This window comes from Chitinophaga filiformis (genome assembly GCF_023100805.1).
GTDB lineage: Bacteria > Bacteroidota > Bacteroidia > Chitinophagales > Chitinophagaceae > Chitinophaga > Chitinophaga filiformis_B.
This window is the reverse complement of record NZ_CP095855.1, coordinates 2,605,421-2,623,120: the sequence shown is the minus strand read 5'-3', so window position 1 is coordinate 2,623,120 and position 17,700 is coordinate 2,605,421. Positions and strand designations below refer to the sequence as shown.

Sequence of the window (17,700 nt, the reverse complement as noted above, 5' to 3'; positions counted from 1 at the left end):
CGCCTGTTAATTGTAATAACCCGGTATCATTTCAGCCAACGGCAGCAGTACATGCGTGCAGATGGTCTTATAAGTGTCCAGTGTGGCTTCATCATTGAAGAAGCCGTTTTCATATTCACGGGAAATGTAAGGATCTACCGTGCTATCGTCTCCCTTATCCAGGGCCTTATCCACTTTCTTCACAAATTTGCTGAAATCCAGTTCTGCCACATCAGCGGGTTTAATATCAAAGTCGGGATAGAATGGTGTGATGCGTTCAAACCCTTCCCTGAATATCTCCATTAATGCGGTAAGTCTTCTTAATGCCTCTTCCTGCGCCAATGGCATGGCCTCGAAAGCCTCCTGTTTACTGGCGCCGGAAATGAAACACATGCCGGTCAGCACACCCGCAGCCCTGCCTGCCAGATAGCGGATGTATGCCTCTATCAGGTATTTATCTTCCCGTTTAGACCAGGACACCTGGACCAGTTTGCCGTTAAACACACTATGAATAGTTCCTTTCAGCAAGGTACCTTCTATGTCGAGATTCACCTGTACGGATTCTTCCTCTGCACCATTGATACAGGTCCTGTATTTATCGCGCACGGGCCGTACTTCAGATTCTATCTGCTGCAGGGCTACATAGGCCATATTTTTCAAAGGCAGGCGGCCCGTTTTTACCAGGCGGATCTTCATATTGGCGATAGCAGTCGCGTCCATCTGCAACAGCTCATTCTTCAAATTCCACTTCTGCAGGCTGTCCAGCTGAAAGATCTCGGTTTCATTCAGCAATACCTGTTCATCGTTGTAGTAGATGCCCAGTACTTTGTTGTAATACGCTTTGAAAGGATTCTTGAAGAAACGCACCAGTTCATCCAGGTCCACTTCTTCCAGCACCAGGGGCTCCATCACTTTACCGGCCCTCGTAACAGGACGTTCGGGCACAGTAGTATTCAGATAGCTGTACAGGCGTTCATTTCCGCTCAGATACTTTCTGCTAAAGCCCTGCAAAGGCTGCCTGGTCACCAGTTTTTCTCTCACCTTGTCTGGTTCGCCTGTACCGGATTCTATATAGTCCAGCAGCTCATCCACCAATGCGGAAGGCGGCATACGACTATTGTCCTTGGCGCTCTGGCCGACGTAGCTGATGTACAGATACTGACGGGCAGACAATACCGTTTCCAGGAAAAGGTGTTTGTCATTATCCTTTACATTACGGTCGCCTCTCTGTTTATTCTTCTCCATCAGGTTAAAGCCAATGGGCTGTTCCCGGCGGGGAAACTTGTCATAATCGAGCCCCAGCATGGCCACCACCCTGAAAGGGATACTACGCATAGGGATCAGTGAACAGAAGGTGATGCCCCCGTTCACGAACAGGCCTGTCCTGGTGGTACCTGTCAATGTTTGCAGGAAGCTATGGCTGAATACATCAAATGTCACCGTATCGCTCATATAATCATTCAGCAGGTTATAGTCTGCCAGCTGTTGCATCAGCGTATTGTAATCTTCATCCACTTCTTCATCCGGCTCGTACACCATATTGTGCAGCAGGCTTTCTATATACTCTACCCATCCGCTGATACTACGTTCCTTCTTACGTTCTTCCACAGCGTTGATCAGTACCTCTGCAAAATGGCAGAAGCGTATTACTTCCAGGCTGTCGCTGCCTTCCAGTATATCCAGCGGGTAGAAGCTGTCATCGCCTTTGCCATATTCCTCGCCACCGCTCATACAGATACCGAACATAATACGCCTGATACCGTATTTCCAGCTCACCAGGAAGGTTTCATCTTCTCTGGCGCCGTGTATGCCGAAACGGATATTGGCCTGATCTACTACAGACCGCACCAATGGTACATTGTTGATACCAAAGCGTTTCCTGATATAGGATGAATCCAGCAGCTGCAAGACCTCTTCCGCCTTAAAATTCTCTTCATTCAGCCGTAGGATGGCATGCAGTGCATTGAAGAGGTTATCGCTGTCTGCATAACTTTCATCGGCTATTGTATAGCGGAACTTATAAGGTGCGTTGTTGAAGATCGCTTTAATGTAGGGGGCATATGCATCAATGTCCCTCACCATCACTACGATATCGCGCGGCGACAGGGTTTCTTTCTTTCTGTCTACGAGATGCACCAGGTAATTGTACAACACCTCCACCTCACGGGCAACGGTATAACAGTTATTGATAGTAATGGATCCGTCTTCAATGTCTTCCGGGTAGATGCGGTTCCTGTGCTCGTTCGCATTGTTGAAAATATCATGCTGGATCTTATTCAGCAAGGTATCCGGTTCCGGCACCACGATCCCTTCGCTGTCGTAGGCATTGATAAAGGCGTCATACTGGAAGAATAGTCCGAAAGTATCCTGCACAACACGCCCCCATCCCATCAGAAGCGGATTACCGGCTACGTCCGACTCCAGCAGCGGACGGCCTTTCAGGCGCCAGCGGGCTTGTTGTTTCTCACTTTTATCCTCGAACCAGTAAAGTTCCGGCGAAGGGTTAATGATATGAAAATACACGTCGATGAAAGACGACAGTTCGTGCAGTATCTGCACGTGGTATGCCGTGATGATGGAGAGACCGAAGAGATGTACGGTATTCATACGGTCTGCCAGCAGGGCCTGCTGATCCGGATTCTTCAGCATATCCAGGATATGCTGTCCAACGATCGTTTTGTCGGGCAGCGTATTACCCGATACTTTCTTGGCTTTACCCCAGAGGTATTGCTGCCAGTCCATCTTTGCCAGCGGATCTTCGGCCTGTTCATTCCACTCGCGGATCATCTCCGGGCGGTAGATCTGGTACTGGTCAAAAAGGTCGGCCGTTCTTTCAGCCAGTGCCATTCGCTTCAGGTCACTATCCGGTTCTGTATTGTGGTAATAGGTAGCGACGGCAGGATAGGTTTCGCGGAAAGCGTCTTCTCCCAGCAGCTTGTACAGCAGCCAGGTCAGGTTCCTGCCGGAAAGCATTTCAGTATATTGGCCATCCATCAGGAAATAGATCTGATGGATGAGATCATTCGGTTTAAGGAAACGACAATTGGCAGCTATACCGAGGTATTCTGCCAGTTGCAGTTTCAGCCAGTTGTTCATCCCTTCCGTTTGTGTAACGATGAGATGCTGTTCAAACACCCGGCTGTGTGAAGCTTTAAGTTCCTGTGCCAATCCCATGGAGAGTACCTCCAGGGAATTGGACACTTTGAGATATAGTGCCATAAGTGTTATTCAATTGTCAGGGGTGGTCGTCCATAAAGCGCTGACCTATACCCGAGGCTCTTTCCACAAAACGTTCTGCCGTCTGCATCAGCACCTCCGCTGATGCCTGCACATACACTTTCTGTTTTGCCCTGGTTACGCCGGTATACAATAATTCCCGTGTAAGGATGGGCACCTCCTTCGCTTTCGGCAGGATCACCATCACTTCTTTAAACTCTGATCCCTGGCTTTTGTGGATCGTCATCGCAAATACCGTTTCTGCCTCCGTAAGATACCCTGGCAGGATCGCCTTCAGCTCCCCGGTACTGTCTTCAAACCATGCCATGAGCACGCCCTGTTCATCCGGGCGGATAATGCCTGTATCGCCGTTAAAAAGGCCATGTTCGTAATAGTTACGCGTCAGGATGATCGGTCTGTTCTCATAAAAGTCGGTATTCACACGGATCAGCCTTTTATCGTGCAGGATCTTCTCAATAGCCTTGTTAATGGCATAGAGCCCTTCCTCTCCTTCCCTGATCGCACATAATACACGCAGATCATTCAGGAGTTGCAGCGCGGTGCGGATATCATTCTCTACAATAAAGGCGCTATAACCTGATACAAAATCCCTGAACAGTTCTTTCGAATATTCCTGATCGATCTGCACCTGTTCATCTGCTCCCGGCGCCAGGAAACTCTGGATAGCAGCCTGGTCGTTCGCAATAATTGCCTTACTGAATTTACCGATCCCTTTCTCTCCGCTGAACCTGTGACTACGGCGCAACTCTACCAGGTGCTGAAACAGCGGATGCGGGTCATGCTCTTTTACCTGTGTCAACGGCAATTTCCTTCGTTCGTCCGTAATAAAGGAATTGATCAGCGCCAGCCTGTCGGCTGTAAAGAGGTTCAGCGTGCCCTGTGCCTGGCAAAGGTCGCCAAACAAGCTGCCTGCCTCTACGGATGCCAGCTGGTCTTTATCGCCCAGCAGTATCAGTCTTGTTCCTGCGCCAATCGCGTCCAGCAGTTTGGCAAACAGGGCTACGTCGATCATCGAGCATTCATCTACGATCACGACATCGAAGTTCAGCGGATTATCCGCATTATATACGAAGTAAGGACTATCTTTTTTTGAGCGCAGCAGCCGGTGAATAGTGCTCGGTGTCAGGCTCTGGAACTGTGCGGTAATTGTCTCGTCAACCGGCAGTTGTGTATTCCGCAGGCTCTCGGCCATACGTGCGGCCGCTTTTCCTGTCGGCGCTGCCAGCGCTACTTTCAGGGATGGGTCGAGGTTGTACAGTATTGCCAATATCTTAGCCACCGTAGTGGTCTTACCGGTACCGGGACCCCCGGTAATGATCGTAAAATTATTCAGCACGCCCGTCACCGCCGCACTGAGCTGCCAGTCGGCCGGATCGCCACCGTCGCCTTTGAATGCGGGGCCAGTCTCAAACAGCTTACTGAGGAATGCGCGGTTTGTTTCCAGCATATCCAGGCGTTCCTGCAGTACGGTCTTTTCTGTAGCGAGGAATTGGTGGATGCGGCGCAGGAATGTACTTTCATACCTGAAATACCTTTGCAGGTACAGCCGTTCCTGGTACAACACGAAGGGCTGTGTATCACTGCCGTTCTTTGCCACCAGTGGTATGTGTTGTAACTGCTTGCTGCCCACCGGCAGGTTATCACAGAATGCGGGGAGCTCGCCGGTATTTTCAATACGTTTATCCAGGTGCAGGCAGATATGGCCTTCGCTCAGCTTTCTTGAAAGCAGGTAGGCGTACGGCTTAAGTGCCGGTATCTGGAAGTATTCTGCAAATTGCTGGTGGACGTCGTTGATTGTATGCATATCTCGTTTCGCTGCCTGTCGCCTCGCGGCTTGGGCAATCTGTGAAATTACGATTTTTATCGTTGTTGTTCCATAGGGGGATTTTCCGGTTTTCTTTACCACGGCGTTGTGGTTTCAGGGAATTGACAGAAGGGCTTGGCTGGTATGGCTGCGATGACGTACTTTATTCATGTCTTTGCCATCCCTTTGGTGTGGCTTTACCCATCTGACTTGAAAAGGTTCAAACAGAAAAGTTATCCCCATTTGAGGGGTATTATACGCACATTTACAGGCGTTGAGATACGCTGCGGCTTCAGGTGGGACCGCTGGCTGTAGTTCTTTGAAGCTGCCTTGCTATCAGGCAGATTCAAGCGGATAAGCTTTAGAATATATATTTAACCCCTGGTAGGACGTATCAGCTGTGCTTCAAACAACTAAGGCCAGGGTCTCCACCTGAAGTCCTCGCTGCTCAAAAGCGTCCGATTAGTTTATAGAGAGATGTATGCATTGACCGAAATGATATATCATATACTATATGTTTTACTCAAATTATTGTATTGCCACCGGCGCCGTTACGAACCTCCTCTGTTCACCGGAGCCATTACAGGCCTTCTCTGCTCAAAAGAGAGACATATGCACAGCGAACGTACATATATACGTCTGCTGCCCATCTTATGGGAAAAGCCTTCTACTTTTACATTCATGCAAGTAACTTCCAGATGTCAAGCAATTTATACGCGATTAAAGTAAAAGCATAGGTAAGTATGTCAATAACCAACAATTCTGAGCGGTTAAGACTGTTTTGATATTCTCACTGTCTGACATATGCATCAATATGCATTCCTTCAAATGTGAATCATCCAACAAATCAGCATTTGATCCTCACACTGATAAAACACAAAAAAGTAAAAAGTATCCTCATTAAAGCCGTAACGCTATTCCCTCACATAACCCCATAGGCAGCGGAAGGCTTCAGGTGGAGACCCTGGCCTTAGTTGTTTGAAGCAGCGCTGACACGAACTACCAGGAGTTTAATAGCATTCCCAAAGCCCGTCCGCTTGAATATGTTCAATAGCAAGGCAGCTTCAAAGAACTACAGCCAGTGGTCCCACTCTGAAGCCGCAGCAGACGACAAACACCAAACATCCCAGAAACTCAATTATGACAGAAACTCAAACTAAAGATTTGATACTAATGCGCTGACAGATCCTGCAGGAGTATAGCAGCATTCCGACGCCCATACAAAATAGCAAGGCAGCTTCAAAGAACTACAGCTCTGAAGCCGCAGCAGACAACAAACATCATAAACCATGGGAGCTTTATAACAAACAACCACCAACGAAAAACAAAAAGCCCCCAGCATTGGAGGCTTTTAAAAAATCAGGCAGACAATATCTTATCCGGTGTGATAGGAAGCTCCCTGATCCGCTTACCTGTTGCATGATAGACCGCATTCGCAACCGCAGCAGAGAAGCCGATCAAGGCAATCTCTCCCATACCTTTAGACCCCATCGGATTAGTAACAGGATCAGGCTTGTCGATAAAGATCGTCTCAATATGCGGCACGTCAGCACTCACAGGAACATGATAATCCGCCAGGTTGTTGTTGACAAAACGACCAAAACGATGATCGATAATGCCTTCTTCAGTCAGCGCCATACCAATACCGCCAGTGACCCCACCAATCATTTGACTGGCCGCTGTTTTAGGACTGACAATCCTGCCGGCATCCGCAACCGTCACCACCCGCTTCACCCGCACTACACCGGTACCGGGATGCACCCGTACTTCGGTAAAATGAATCGAGAAAGAATACATCGAATATTTCTCCTGCTCTGCCCCCCCCTTGGACGACTTCGTTACCTCAAGGAAAGTCTTATTCTGTTTGGAAAGCACTTCCTGCAAACCGTCTGATTTGCCGGCAGCCGGTTTCACAGTGCCATTGTCGAATGTTAGCCCGGCCTCTGTCAGTATGCCTTTCAGGGCAGTACAAACATCAAATACGGCGGAGCCTACGGAAGATACGGTAGCAGAACCGCCCTGACTACCGGAAGGCGGAAAGGCAGCATTGCCCAGTTCAAAACGGATCTTCTCTATTGGCAAGCCAGTTACTTCATGCGCGATCTGCACCATGGCGGTACTGGTACCAGGGCCGATGTCGCTGGTAGCGCTCTGTAATAACAAGGTACCATCAGCATTCAATTGCGCGCGACAGGTAGACTCACCTCGATGTGCGCCGAATACGCCGGTGCTCATGCCATAACCTACCAGCCATTCACCATCTTTCATGGAGGCCGGCGCCGGATTACGCTTCGCCCAGCCGATCTTCTCGCTGCCAAGCTGGTATGCTTCTTTCAGGTTGTTGCTGGAAAAAGGCTTATTCCTTTCCGGATCAGTTTCCGCAAAGTTCTTCAGCCTGAACTGCAAAGGATCCATATTCACTTTATACGCCATTTCGTCAATAGCCGATTCCAGTGCAAAAGCGCCAGTGGCTTCTCCGGGACCACGCATCCAGATAGGTACGCCCCTGTCAAGCGGTACAATGCGGTATTTGGTGGTGACGTTAGGACAGGCATACATGAAACGTGTCATGGCGACAGTACCCTCAGTAAAGTCGTCGTAGCTGGCTGTTTCAGCAGTGGCTTCGTGATAGATGCCCGTCAGCTGACCATCCTGCGTAGCACCCATACTGATATGCTGGATGGTGTAAGGGCGATACCCTACCAATGTGAACATCTGATCGCGGGTCAGCACCAGTTTCACCGGCTTTTTCAATGCACGCGCAGCAGCAGCCACCACTACTTCCTGCGGCCAGGTGCGCAGGCCCATACCAAAACCTCCGCCGACAAACTCAGAGTGCACCTGTATATTCTTTTCGTCGATCTTAAATGCACCTGCCAGTGTGCGCTGCGTGGATTTAACACCCTGTGTTTTGGCATATACGGTAAGCTTGTCATCGCCTTCCCAGAACGCGAGGATGCCCGCCAGCTCCATGGGATTGTGCACCTCTATCGGAACGGTATAATCGGCCTTCAACACTACTGGTGCAGTATTGTGCGCGTTAGTGTCACTTCCGCGGGTATAGTCGCCCAGGCGGGGAGGCATTGCCGCCTTATCTGTGTTCTTCAGCAGATCGGTATGATGTTCGGCTTTGTTGTAAGTAGCTGTTACCAGGGAAGCGGCATACTGTGCGCGTTCCAGGGTGTCGGCAATGACAAGCGCAACAGGCTGGCCGTTGAAGAGTATTTTATTGCTGCCCAACATGCGGTACCGTTCTCCGCCTGAAGGCAGTTTACTGTTATTCCCCTGCTCTGCCCAACCCGGGATGGCAGGCATGTTCAGGTGCGTGAATACTGCCAGTACACCAGGCGCACGTTCGGCCGCTTTTGTATTAATAGTGGCAATGGTGCCGCGGGTAATGGGGCTGGTCACCATCACAGCGAATGTTAATCCCGGCACTTCAAATTCTGCAAAGTATTTTGCCTTACCGGTTACTTTCGCCCTGCCATCTACCCGGTTGATCGGCTCACTTTTTTTATCGATTCCCATACAGTGGGTTTTAAACGTTTAGAAGATGTTATGCCTGTGCGGCGGCTGTTTTAAGCGCTTCCACAATAGTATTGGGTGCTAAGGCGAGTTTGAATTCATTCCCTCCCTGCGACTTCGCACCCGTCATGGCCATACCGGCAGCCTTGCGGAAATTCTCTTCCGTGGCAGGCTTTCCTTTCAGCCATGACTCAGCTTCTTTCAAACGCCAGGGCTTATGTGCTACACCACCCATGGCCAGTCTCAGGTCGGCAATGTTGCCGCCTTTGATCTGCAGGGCCACAGCTACTGATACCAGTGCAAATGCGTAAGATGCACGGTCGCGTACTTTCAGGTAGTGCGTATGTGCTGAGAGCTGGTTGAAAGGAATGTCTACCGCAATGATCAGCTCTCCCCGCTGCAGGTTATTGTCCTGTTCAGGCGTATCGCCCGGCAAACGGTGAAAATCTCCGAAAGGGATCTTCCTTTCACCTTTAGGCCCTGCCACTGTTATCACAGCATCCAGGGCGGACAGCGCTACGCACATATCGCTGGGATGTACGGCAATGCATTTGTCGCTCGCGCCAAAGATGGCATGCATCCTGTTGAAGCCTCCTATCGCACCACAGCCGGAACCCGGATTACGCTTATTACAGGGTAAAGCACTGTCGTAGAAATAATGACAGCGGGTGCGCTGCATCATATTGCCGCCCACAGTGGCCATGTTCCTTAGTTGCGGAGAAGCGCCCGCATTCAGGGCCTGTGACAGGAGTGGGAAATGTTTGATGACAAGCGCATTTTCAGCAACAGCAGTATTTTTTGCCAGCGCGCCAATACGGAGGCCGGTCTTCGTTTCTTCTATTGTTGCCAGCGGCACCTGGTTGATGTCTACCAGCCGCTCAGGACTTGTCACACGGCTCTTCATCAGGTCTACCAGGTTGGTACCGCCAGCGAGGAACATGGCTGTTTTATCTTTTGCGATGGCTGCAATGGCAGATTCTTTGGAGGTGACCCTCACATAACTGAACTGGTTCATACTTTCTTCCCTCCCTGTTTTACGTCCATGATAGCGTCTACGATATTGGAATAGGCGCCGCAACGGCAGATGTTGCCACTCATGTATTCACGTACCTCTTCAGGCGTGCTGGCATGGCCTTCCCGGATGCAGCATACGGCAGACATGATCTGTCCCGGGGTACAGTATCCACACTGGAAACCATCGTGTTCCAGGAAAGCTTCCTGCATGGGGTGCAGATTATCTCCATCGGCCAATCCCTCAATGGTGGTCACCTGCCGGCCTTCCGTTGTCAGGGCCAGGGTCAGGCAGGAGTTCACCCGCTGACCGTCCACATGTACAGTACAGGCGCCGCATTGCCCATGATCGCATCCTTTTTTGGTACCGGTCAGGTGCAGGCGTTCCCGCAGCAGGTCCAGCAAGGTAACACGCGGTTCTATCCTGACACTTTGTTTCACACCATTGATGGTAACATTTAGCGGCATTGTTTCAATAGCCGATGCGATCTGCTCATCAATACCCTTCTCAGCGGCTTTGATCACGGTGTCGGGCGTTAGCGCCAGCGCTGTGATCAGGGAGGATTTCTTCAGGAATGAGCGCCGGGATGTACCGGTATGCTCCCCGTTTTTGAGTTGGTCATCCATAGTTTGCTTCAGTTTCAGTTTGACAGTATTGTGCGGTTTGTTGTTTGTTGTATAAAGCCTCCGGCAATTTCAGGTTTTCTGTTTTTATGTCATCGCTTCCCCGTGCCTTAAATCGCATTACTTCAACATAATGAATTTATCCAATAACGTGAACCGGGAAATGACGAATGGAAGCTCATTGCCCCGGAAGCGATCAATAAAACCAGCCTGCCTCCTCCTAAGCCTTTACCAGCATGTACTACTACACAACAGCGTTATGTCCGCCTTCACACAACGAAATGGATATATGCACACGGCGCAGATTCGCTGAAGGTGCCGCCAAAACTATACCACAGCAGCGGCGGCCGCACTATTTTTCAGGATAGTAGAACTGAATGATTTAGTCAATGACCTGCACGATCATATCTGCGGGTTTATAAAATATACTCATTTTTTATTAGACTTGCCGGTACAATGAAGATATCTCATTATATATTCCTTGGATTCGTATCCATCCTGATACTGTTTTCCATCACTACTTTCGTCAACTTCAGCCTGTCGAATACGGTGATGGAAAACAACGATTACTTTACCCGGTCCACCAACCTGGTGCGTAACAGCAGCAGGTTCCAACGGAATCTGCTGACCATGGTGAATGGGCTGAGAGGATATCTGCTGACGGGCGAGAAGTCGTTCGTGGAAGCCTACGATACCGCTATTACTGAGAACGAGCAGATCCTAAAAGAAATGGAAGGACTGATCACAGACACGGCACAAAGCAGGATGCTCAGCCACATCAGGGAACTGAATGACCAGTGGACGGAAGAATATACCGACCCGCTGAGACAGGCCAAAATGTCTGCCGCCATCAGCTCTCAACACCTGGATACATTTAACAGAGTGTACAAGGAGAAGTTTGCCTCCGGTCATGAAAGAAATATCCAGAAAGCCCTGCAGGAACAGTTTAAAGCATTCTCTGCCTCCGAATATGCGATGCGCGACGTCCGGAAACAGGAACTGGCCGCCTCTGTAGTACAAACGAACAGGTTATCCTTGCTGCTGACGTCCACATCCATCGTACTGGGATTATTCATTATCATCTTCGTTACCTTAAAGATATCCCGGCGTATCAGGGTGATGACAGATATGGCCAACAATATTGCCGGTGGTCGCTACGATGTGACAATTAAGGACCTGGGCAAGGATGAGCTGAGTTCCCTGGGCAATGCGCTCAATCATATGGCCGACGAACTATCCAGGAACATCACACTGTTAAAACGCTCCAATGAAGAACTGGACCAGTTTGCCCAGATCGTGTCCCACGATCTGAAAGGCCCTCTCAGAGGCATCAGTAATGTGGTGTCCTGGATTGAAGAGGACCATCAGCAGGAACTGACGCCTAAGATGAATGAGTATATGGGCCTCATCAAGGGACGGATTCACAGGGCTGAAAACCTCATCGAAGGGCTGCTTTCCTATGCCAAAGCAGACAAAGAGGAAATTGAAAAAGAGGAGGTGCCGCTGAGCGCGCTGGTGAAGGAAGTGGTGGACAACCTGCCTGATACCGGCAATGTACAGGTGGAGATCAGCGATCTGCCCGTTGTTCATGCTGAAAGATTATGGCTCTTCCAGATCTTCTCAAACCTGATCAGCAATGCCATTAAACACAATGACAAGCCCGCTCCCAGCGTTAAAGTATCGTATAAAGAACGGCCCGATTATTACGAGTTCTTTATTGAAGACAATGGAAATGGTATCGCAAAGCATTACCAGAAAAGGATTTTTATTATTTTTCAGACTTTAAAAGACAGGGATAGCTTCGAAAGTACCGGCGTAGGACTGGCAATAGTCAAGAAAATCATCGACATGAAGAAGCAACAGATCAATGTAAATTCATCACCAGGTAAAGGTTCTGTCTTTTCTTTCACCTGGCCAAAAGAGTAACCATGCAACCGATCAACATTTTATTGGTAGAAGACGATACGCTGGATGTGATAGATATTAAACGCTCACTTGATAAATTGAATGTTTTTTATAAACTGACCAATGCAAAAAATGGTGAGGAAGCAATGATGCTATTGGATGAGCAGATCAGTTCAGGCAGCAATCCACTGCCCGATGTCATGCTGATCGACATCAACATGCCAAAAGTAAACGGATTTGAACTGCTGGAATATATGCGCGGACGGGAAGAATTCCGGCAGATCAAGCGTTTTATACTCACCACCTCCGGCGACCGTACAGACAAAATTACCGCAGAAAAGCTAGGTGTATCAGGGTATATCATCAAGCCTTTAAAACTGAACAGCCCTACCGCGATGGATGCCTTTAACCTGATGATTGACCTGCTTAACTTCAAAAAGAATTAACAGCAAATCAGTATACTACTTTCTTTCTCCGGCGTACACATAATCCTCCCCTTTCGTTGCTGCTGCGGAGGTTCTTTTTTTCTTCATAGCCGGCGCCGCTTTCTGCTGTCCCGTCAGGATCTCCTGCGGAATATACAGATGGCTTTTAGCCCTGGTGATAGCTACATAAAGCAGGTTAATCTCTTCCGATAGTTTTGACATATTGACCTTGTCGATATTCTCTGCCTGTTTCACCACCTTGTCGTGCGTGATGAAATCGTTCGTCAGCGTTACTTCATCGTACTCCATTCCTTTGCAGCGGTGTACGGTGGAAAAGATCATGTCTGCCTGCTCCTTGTCATCATGCTCAAGGTGACAGTCTTTCAGCTTTTTTATATAACCGGGTATCTTTGTTCCATATTTCTTCACCATGTCTACCAGCATTCCCATTTGCGCCTCCCCCGTAGTCTTTATATATTCTTCCAGGTCGTCCATACTATCCATACTGGCAATGGTCTTATCCCTGATACGTCCTATATCGCCTGTGTAGAGATTCAGGATATCATATACAGAAGCTCCTTCGTTGGCGTAGGTATAGTTCTCCAGCCTGCCCTCAAAGTAAATGGTCCTGATCTCTTTCTTTTCGATCAGCAATTCAATCGCTTTCACCAGCAAACCTGCATTGGTCCTTGCTACTACTGCGCGTGTATTGTTTTTGGGGGACCTGCCGAAGCCAATGATCTTTACCGTCATAGGTGCGCTGTACAGCTTCTTCCACTGTATGACATAAGATGCGAGATCGGCAATATCCTGGTCAAAGCGGAAACTGGTGCTGAGTGTAAATAAAGGGTAGTTCAGCTTATCGAGGGAGTTCACCGCATGGCGCCAGCCATAGATCTGCTGATGGCTGTCTCCTACCAGCACCTTGGCGCCCTGTTGTGAACGGAACACGTCCAGCATAGCGCCGGAAGCATCCTGGCCTTCATCGAAGAGGATGATGTCGTAGTCCAGTACAGGACGGGCCAATTGGAATTTCTTCAGGTAGAAGTCGTGCGTGATGGGAATCTCACCCTTGTTCATTTTATCCAGGAATAAGCGGGTCTGATACTGGATATCCTTTTTGTACTTAGTGGCAAATTCGATGGCTTCCTTATCTGTCAGGATATCTTCATAGTCGAGGTCCTGCACTTTGGCCGGCGCACTGTTACAGAAATAGGCAAGATAGGCGTTGATATGTGTAGCGAGTATAGATTCCGTATGTTTTCCTTTCAGGCCGCGCAGGTTCAGTATATCTACGATCTCATTGATCTTGTATCCTTCACTTTTGAGCGTATACTTAGAGCCTTTTACAATGTAATGGAAAGCCAGTGAGTGTGCGGTTTCCACTCTCACATGAGAGAGCTTCATCGCTGCAAATTTCTTCTCTGCTTCCAGCTTAACGGTCTTGTTGAAGGCGAGGTAAAGAATGCGCCTGTCGGGCCTTGCCTTTGCATATTCGGCAAGTGTAGTGGTTTTACCGGCGCCGGCTACGGCGATGATCCTGATATCTCCCTTACTTTTGATGATGGCGGCCTGCTCCTGGGTCAAATTCATGGCGTGAATTTACATCATCCGGGATTATTATCATGCATACCAGACATCATCCGGCGATAAAGACAGGTAGATCTCCTCTCCCTCGTGGTGATGACTATTGCCTGTTTTAACGGTTACAACGCTGGAAGCCAATTCTACCACTATCTCATAAATGCTTCCCATGAAATGCACTTCCTTTACTTTTCCTTTCAGTGTATGTTCCTTCTTCTCTGTGATCTCAAAACGTTCAGGCCGGATGTACAGGCCTTTACCATTGACATTGATGCCTGGCAGCGCCTTGAAATCATTTGCGGCAGCCGCGGGTATCAGGTTGTAGCTACCAAACAGGGCGGCAGCATATTCATTTACAGGCTGGCTGTACACCTGCTGAGGTGGACCTTGCTGTATGATCTGCCCCTCTTTCATGATGATGATCTCATCGGCCCAGGACAAGGTATCCACCGGATCGTGCGACACCATCAGACAGGTGATGTTGAAGCGTTCACCTATTTCCCGGATCACCTTTTTTAATGTATGTTTATGGATGGGATCAAGATTAGAGAAAGGTTCATCAAGAATGAGCAGACGCGGAGCAGTGGTGAGCAGTCGCGCCAGCGCCACACGCTGTTTTTCACCTCCCGACAGCTGATCATTCTTCCGCTTCATGAGGTGACTGATGTGGCATACTTCATAAAGTGTTTCCGCCTCTTCGTCAGATAAAGTATTGGCGTAAGACAGGATCTCTTCCATCCTGTAATGGTTGCGCAATTCATAGTGCTGGGAAAGGTACGCAATACCGGGTTGTCCCGGCAGCAATCTTTCCAGCGGGCCTTTCACACGCACATTTTCAAACAGCACTTCACCACCGTCTGCCTGCGTCAGTCCGCCTATTATTTTCAGTAAAGTACTTTTACCTGAGCCGGACTCTCCCACTATGGCTACTTTCTGAAATTCCTTTTGTGTGAAGCTGACACCTTTCAGCACTTCTTCATTGCCTTCCTGCTTGCGCACGCCCGATACTTCTAACAAATTCATATAAAGCTTATATCACATAAAAAGCTGCAAATTACCACATATACAGGCAGGAAGCAAGCGATCCATACTCAGGCAGGAACTAAAAATTCGAGTTCCCGCTTCAAAATGCTGACAATGTAGCTTTTGGCCTTCCCTACTTTTACCAGTTCATCGTCAATATGTGCATGTTCATCCTCCCAGCCCATCCTGATGCTCTTCCCTTTGATAACAGGAAGATCGTAGTCCTTATGTGCAGCTGATGAGATCCGGTCTTTGATATATGCTGAAAAGGCTTTTCTTTTATCTTCTCCCAGCAATACTACTTCCAGTTCTCCATCGCCCACATCTGCATTGCCATTCAGGTTCAGGCCCGGGCCAATGGAACGGATGTTCATCACTTCCACCATCAGGTATTTACCGGAATGATCTACACCATCTACTTCCAGGCGGCATTCCTGTGCTTCATAACTATCGATGATATCATGTAACATTTCCAGGGCCATTTTTATCTTTTCCTCCGGCTCATCAGGTTCTTCCAATTGTTTCATCGCTTCCATCAGTACGGGAAATATACCGAATCCGAAACCTTCCAGGAAGAACATCTGTTCATGAAAACCTGCTATCTTACCTACATCAAATTTCTGAATATGGTGCTGGCTCCAGGAGCTGATAACAGCATCACGATCTCCCATGAGATGCAGCGATCGGCTGATGTTGTTGGCAGTGCCCATGGGCAGTAGTGCGATAGGATATCTTTTATCGCCTGCTTTACCTTTCAGAAATTCGAGAATGACCTTTCGGACAGTACCATCTCCTCCTGCAATGATCACAAAATCTGCATCAGGCGTGAGATCTTTCACCCATTCCTTTTTTGTGCTGGCGTACAGGCAGCGGATACCATGAGCGCTGATCTGTTTTATCAGCTCATTTTCGCTATGGTCCTTATCACCCGCTTTGGGGTTGTGCAGTAAATGCGCTTTCATAACATATTATTTGCAAAAACGATACCACGCCCCGATGGCATGAATTTGGAGGCCGCATAGGTATGAGAATACTAATTACCAATGACGATGGCATTTATAGCCCAGGTATAGCTGCCCTCGCAAAAGTAGCAAGGCGTTTCGGAGAAGTCAGGATAGTAGCGCCGGATGTGGAACAGTCTTCTATGGGGCATGCGGTAACCCATTCGCGGCCGCTTTCCTTTAAGGCCTCTCCCATCAACTTTGAAGGTATAGAGGCCTACCGGGTGAACGGCACGCCGGCCGATTGTGTTGCTTTGGGCACTCACCTGTACGCAAAGACGGATGTTGTGCTGTCGGGCATCAATATGGGGCCGAATCTCGGTAACGGAATGTGGCATTCCGGTACACTGGCCGCCGCCAAGCAGGCTGTGCTACTGGGAATTAAAGGCATTGCCCTGAGCACCCCTGTGGGTAAATCGGAGCCCAATTTTCCTGCTTTTGAAAATTATGTGGAAATGGTGCTTCAGATCTTGCTCGAAAAGCCGGGGCTAAGCTTATTTAACGTCAATTTTCCACCATTACCGAAGGGGATCCGCTGGACGCGGCAATCAGTTCGTCTCTATGACGGAAAGATCGTGCCCGGTACCGACCCCATGAACCGTAAACATTACTGGTTTACCGTTACTCCGCTGGAACCTGCAGAAGAAGGTACCGACAGGTGGGCGGTGGAAAATGATTTTGTTTCTATTACCCCCTTACGCCTCGATCTCACAAATGAAGCTGAATTACAGGCTGCCCTGAACAGCCAGTCCTGATAAAACCAGGGATCCATGTTCTGGCAGTCATATTGCTGCCAGGGCATGTCTTCTCCCTTCATTGAACACAGACCCATATTATAAATAATATTACTATATTTGCGCCGCAATGCCGCTCATAGCGGTCATGATTGTTTTTTACCGTACAACTGTTTTTTTACGCCGAATCACTGTTTTACTGTATCTGCCAATCTGATTGAAAGGAAAACCTAAGCATATTCGTCATGGTGACGATGTTTAACCTATACCAGAACCAATTCACAGATCATGAAAAAATTAGTTTTTAGCCTGTTCGCTGCCACACTGTTCCTTGCTGCATGTAGTAAAGACGAGGAAAATCCGGACCAATCCCCTGTTAATGGCTTCACCTATAACGGAGAAACTGTCAACACACCTTATGGTTACCTGTTCGACTGGGCTACTGACGGAAGACAAATTGCATTTTCTGATAAAGATCTAACCCTCGAAGGCTTTTCAGGAACCGCCAGCGCAGTTGGTATTGACCTGGATACCGTTATTTCCGGTCAGACATATACCTATAAAAACGGCGATTCTACCGGCTATGACAGGACCAAAAACTTCGAAGAAGCAGTTGTATACTTCAAACAACCCTATGCCAATGGAGAATTCAGCGATAACGCCACTTACCTCGATTCCCTTGTTGGAGGCACAGTTACTGTGAAAAAGACCCAGGAAGTTTATAGCGTGGTATATGAGCTGAAATATAAGACCCTTACCGTTAAGGGCGAGTATAACGGCGAGGTAAAAGTTTTAAAATAACCAATAAAATTCCCCTGCTTAAGGAGGGCTGCCTGTTCATACGGGCA

12 protein-coding genes are annotated in these 17,700 nt (G+C 48.6%); 4 read left to right on the top strand and 8 right to left on the bottom strand.

The genetic code is table 11. From position 1 onward, the window contains the following. Positions 1 to 6 precede the first annotated feature (6 nt). From recC to MYF79_RS10710, 5 genes are all read right to left on the bottom strand, one after another. Positions 7 to 3,198 carry an exodeoxyribonuclease V subunit gamma gene (gene recC, locus MYF79_RS10730; protein WP_247813872.1) on the bottom strand — a complete coding sequence of 1,064 codons (3,192 nt, stop codon included), beginning with the start codon at positions 3,196 to 3,198 and terminating at the stop codon, positions 7 to 9. A gap of 16 nt (positions 3,199 to 3,214) precedes the next feature. Continuing rightward, the gene (gene recD, locus MYF79_RS10725; RefSeq protein ID WP_247813871.1) at positions 3,215 to 5,020 is read right to left on the bottom strand and encodes an exodeoxyribonuclease V subunit alpha; all 1,806 of its coding nucleotides are present in this window, start codon (positions 5,018 to 5,020) and stop codon (positions 3,215 to 3,217) included. Between the two features lie 1,359 nt (positions 5,021 to 6,379). Beyond that, positions 6,380 to 8,548, bottom strand: coding sequence for a xanthine dehydrogenase family protein molybdopterin-binding subunit (locus tag MYF79_RS10720; RefSeq protein WP_247813870.1), 2,169 nt, complete (start codon positions 8,546 to 8,548; stop codon positions 6,380 to 6,382). 28 nt (positions 8,549 to 8,576) lie between these two features. After that, positions 8,577 to 9,560: an FAD binding domain-containing protein gene (locus tag MYF79_RS10715; RefSeq protein WP_247813869.1), complete on the bottom strand. Its 984-nt coding sequence runs from the start codon at positions 9,558 to 9,560 to the stop codon at positions 8,577 to 8,579. Then, positions 9,557 to 10,183 (bottom strand): (2Fe-2S)-binding protein, encoded by a 627-nt coding sequence (locus MYF79_RS10710; RefSeq protein ID WP_247813868.1) that lies wholly within the window; start codon positions 10,181 to 10,183, stop codon positions 9,557 to 9,559. The genes MYF79_RS10715 and MYF79_RS10710 overlap by 4 nt, the downstream gene beginning before the upstream one ends. A 453-nt stretch (positions 10,184 to 10,636) precedes the next feature. Here MYF79_RS10710 and MYF79_RS10705 point away from each other — a divergent pair, with 453 nt between their 5' ends. Beyond that, on the top strand, positions 10,637 to 12,106 hold the full coding sequence (locus MYF79_RS10705; RefSeq protein WP_247813867.1) for a sensor histidine kinase: 1,470 nt from the start codon (positions 10,637 to 10,639) through the stop codon (positions 12,104 to 12,106). Between the two features lie 2 nt (positions 12,107 to 12,108). Further along, complete coding sequence (locus tag MYF79_RS10700) at positions 12,109 to 12,531, top strand: response regulator (RefSeq protein WP_247813866.1); 423 nt, start codon at positions 12,109 to 12,111, stop codon at positions 12,529 to 12,531. A gap of 15 nt (positions 12,532 to 12,546) precedes the next feature. Here MYF79_RS10700 and MYF79_RS10695 read toward each other — a convergent pair whose 3' ends face one another. The 3 genes from MYF79_RS10695 to MYF79_RS10685 all read right to left on the bottom strand — a co-directional run bounded on the left by MYF79_RS10695 (position 12,547) and on the right by MYF79_RS10685 (position 16,079). Further along, positions 12,547 to 14,103, bottom strand: coding sequence for a UvrD-helicase domain-containing protein (locus MYF79_RS10695; RefSeq protein ID WP_247813865.1), 1,557 nt, complete (start codon positions 14,101 to 14,103; stop codon positions 12,547 to 12,549). A gap of 30 nt (positions 14,104 to 14,133) precedes the next feature. Further along, the gene (locus tag MYF79_RS10690; RefSeq protein WP_247813864.1) at positions 14,134 to 15,117 is read right to left on the bottom strand and encodes an ABC transporter ATP-binding protein; all 984 of its coding nucleotides are present in this window, start codon (positions 15,115 to 15,117) and stop codon (positions 14,134 to 14,136) included. 68 nt (positions 15,118 to 15,185) lie between these two features. After that, positions 15,186 to 16,079: a diacylglycerol/lipid kinase family protein gene (locus MYF79_RS10685; RefSeq protein WP_247813863.1), complete on the bottom strand. Its 894-nt coding sequence runs from the start codon at positions 16,077 to 16,079 to the stop codon at positions 15,186 to 15,188. Positions 16,080 to 16,141: 62 nt separating this feature from the next. Here MYF79_RS10685 and surE point away from each other — a divergent pair, with 62 nt between their 5' ends. Together surE and MYF79_RS10675 are read left to right on the top strand one after the other, a co-directional pair. After that, a complete protein-coding gene (gene surE, locus MYF79_RS10680; RefSeq protein WP_247813862.1) occupies positions 16,142 to 16,873 on the top strand; it encodes a 5'/3'-nucleotidase SurE in 732 nt (243 codons plus the stop codon). Positions 16,874 to 17,140: 267 nt separating this feature from the next. Further along, positions 17,141 to 17,653 (top strand): hypothetical protein, encoded by a 513-nt coding sequence (locus MYF79_RS10675; RefSeq protein ID WP_247813861.1) that lies wholly within the window; start codon positions 17,141 to 17,143, stop codon positions 17,651 to 17,653. Positions 17,654 to 17,700: the final 47 nt, after the last annotated feature.

Bases quoted from the DNA above. Each gene is read 5' to 3' on its own strand.
- MYF79_RS10700 (WP_247813866.1), top strand. From the start codon at position 12,109: ATGCAACCGATCAACATTTTATTGGTAGAAGACGATACGCTGGATGTG.
- recC (WP_247813872.1), bottom strand. From the start codon at position 3,198: ATGGCACTATATCTCAAAGTGTCCAATTCCCTGGAGGTACTCTCCATG.
- MYF79_RS10690 (WP_247813864.1), bottom strand. From the start codon at position 15,117: ATGAATTTGTTAGAAGTATCGGGCGTGCGCAAGCAGGAAGGCAATGAA.
- MYF79_RS10705 (WP_247813867.1), top strand. From the start codon at position 10,637: ATGAAGATATCTCATTATATATTCCTTGGATTCGTATCCATCCTGATA.
- MYF79_RS10675 (WP_247813861.1), top strand. From the start codon at position 17,141: ATGAAAAAATTAGTTTTTAGCCTGTTCGCTGCCACACTGTTCCTTGCT.
- surE (WP_247813862.1), top strand. From the start codon at position 16,142: ATGAGAATACTAATTACCAATGACGATGGCATTTATAGCCCAGGTATA.
- MYF79_RS10695 (WP_247813865.1), bottom strand. From the start codon at position 14,103: ATGAATTTGACCCAGGAGCAGGCCGCCATCATCAAAAGTAAGGGAGAT.
- MYF79_RS10685 (WP_247813863.1), bottom strand. From the start codon at position 16,079: ATGAAAGCGCATTTACTGCACAACCCCAAAGCGGGTGATAAGGACCAT.
- recD (WP_247813871.1), bottom strand. From the start codon at position 5,020: ATGCATACAATCAACGACGTCCACCAGCAATTTGCAGAATACTTCCAG.
- MYF79_RS10720 (WP_247813870.1), bottom strand. From the start codon at position 8,548: ATGGGAATCGATAAAAAAAGTGAGCCGATCAACCGGGTAGATGGCAGG.
- MYF79_RS10710 (WP_247813868.1), bottom strand. From the start codon at position 10,183: ATGGATGACCAACTCAAAAACGGGGAGCATACCGGTACATCCCGGCGC.
- MYF79_RS10715 (WP_247813869.1), bottom strand. From the start codon at position 9,560: ATGAACCAGTTCAGTTATGTGAGGGTCACCTCCAAAGAATCTGCCATT.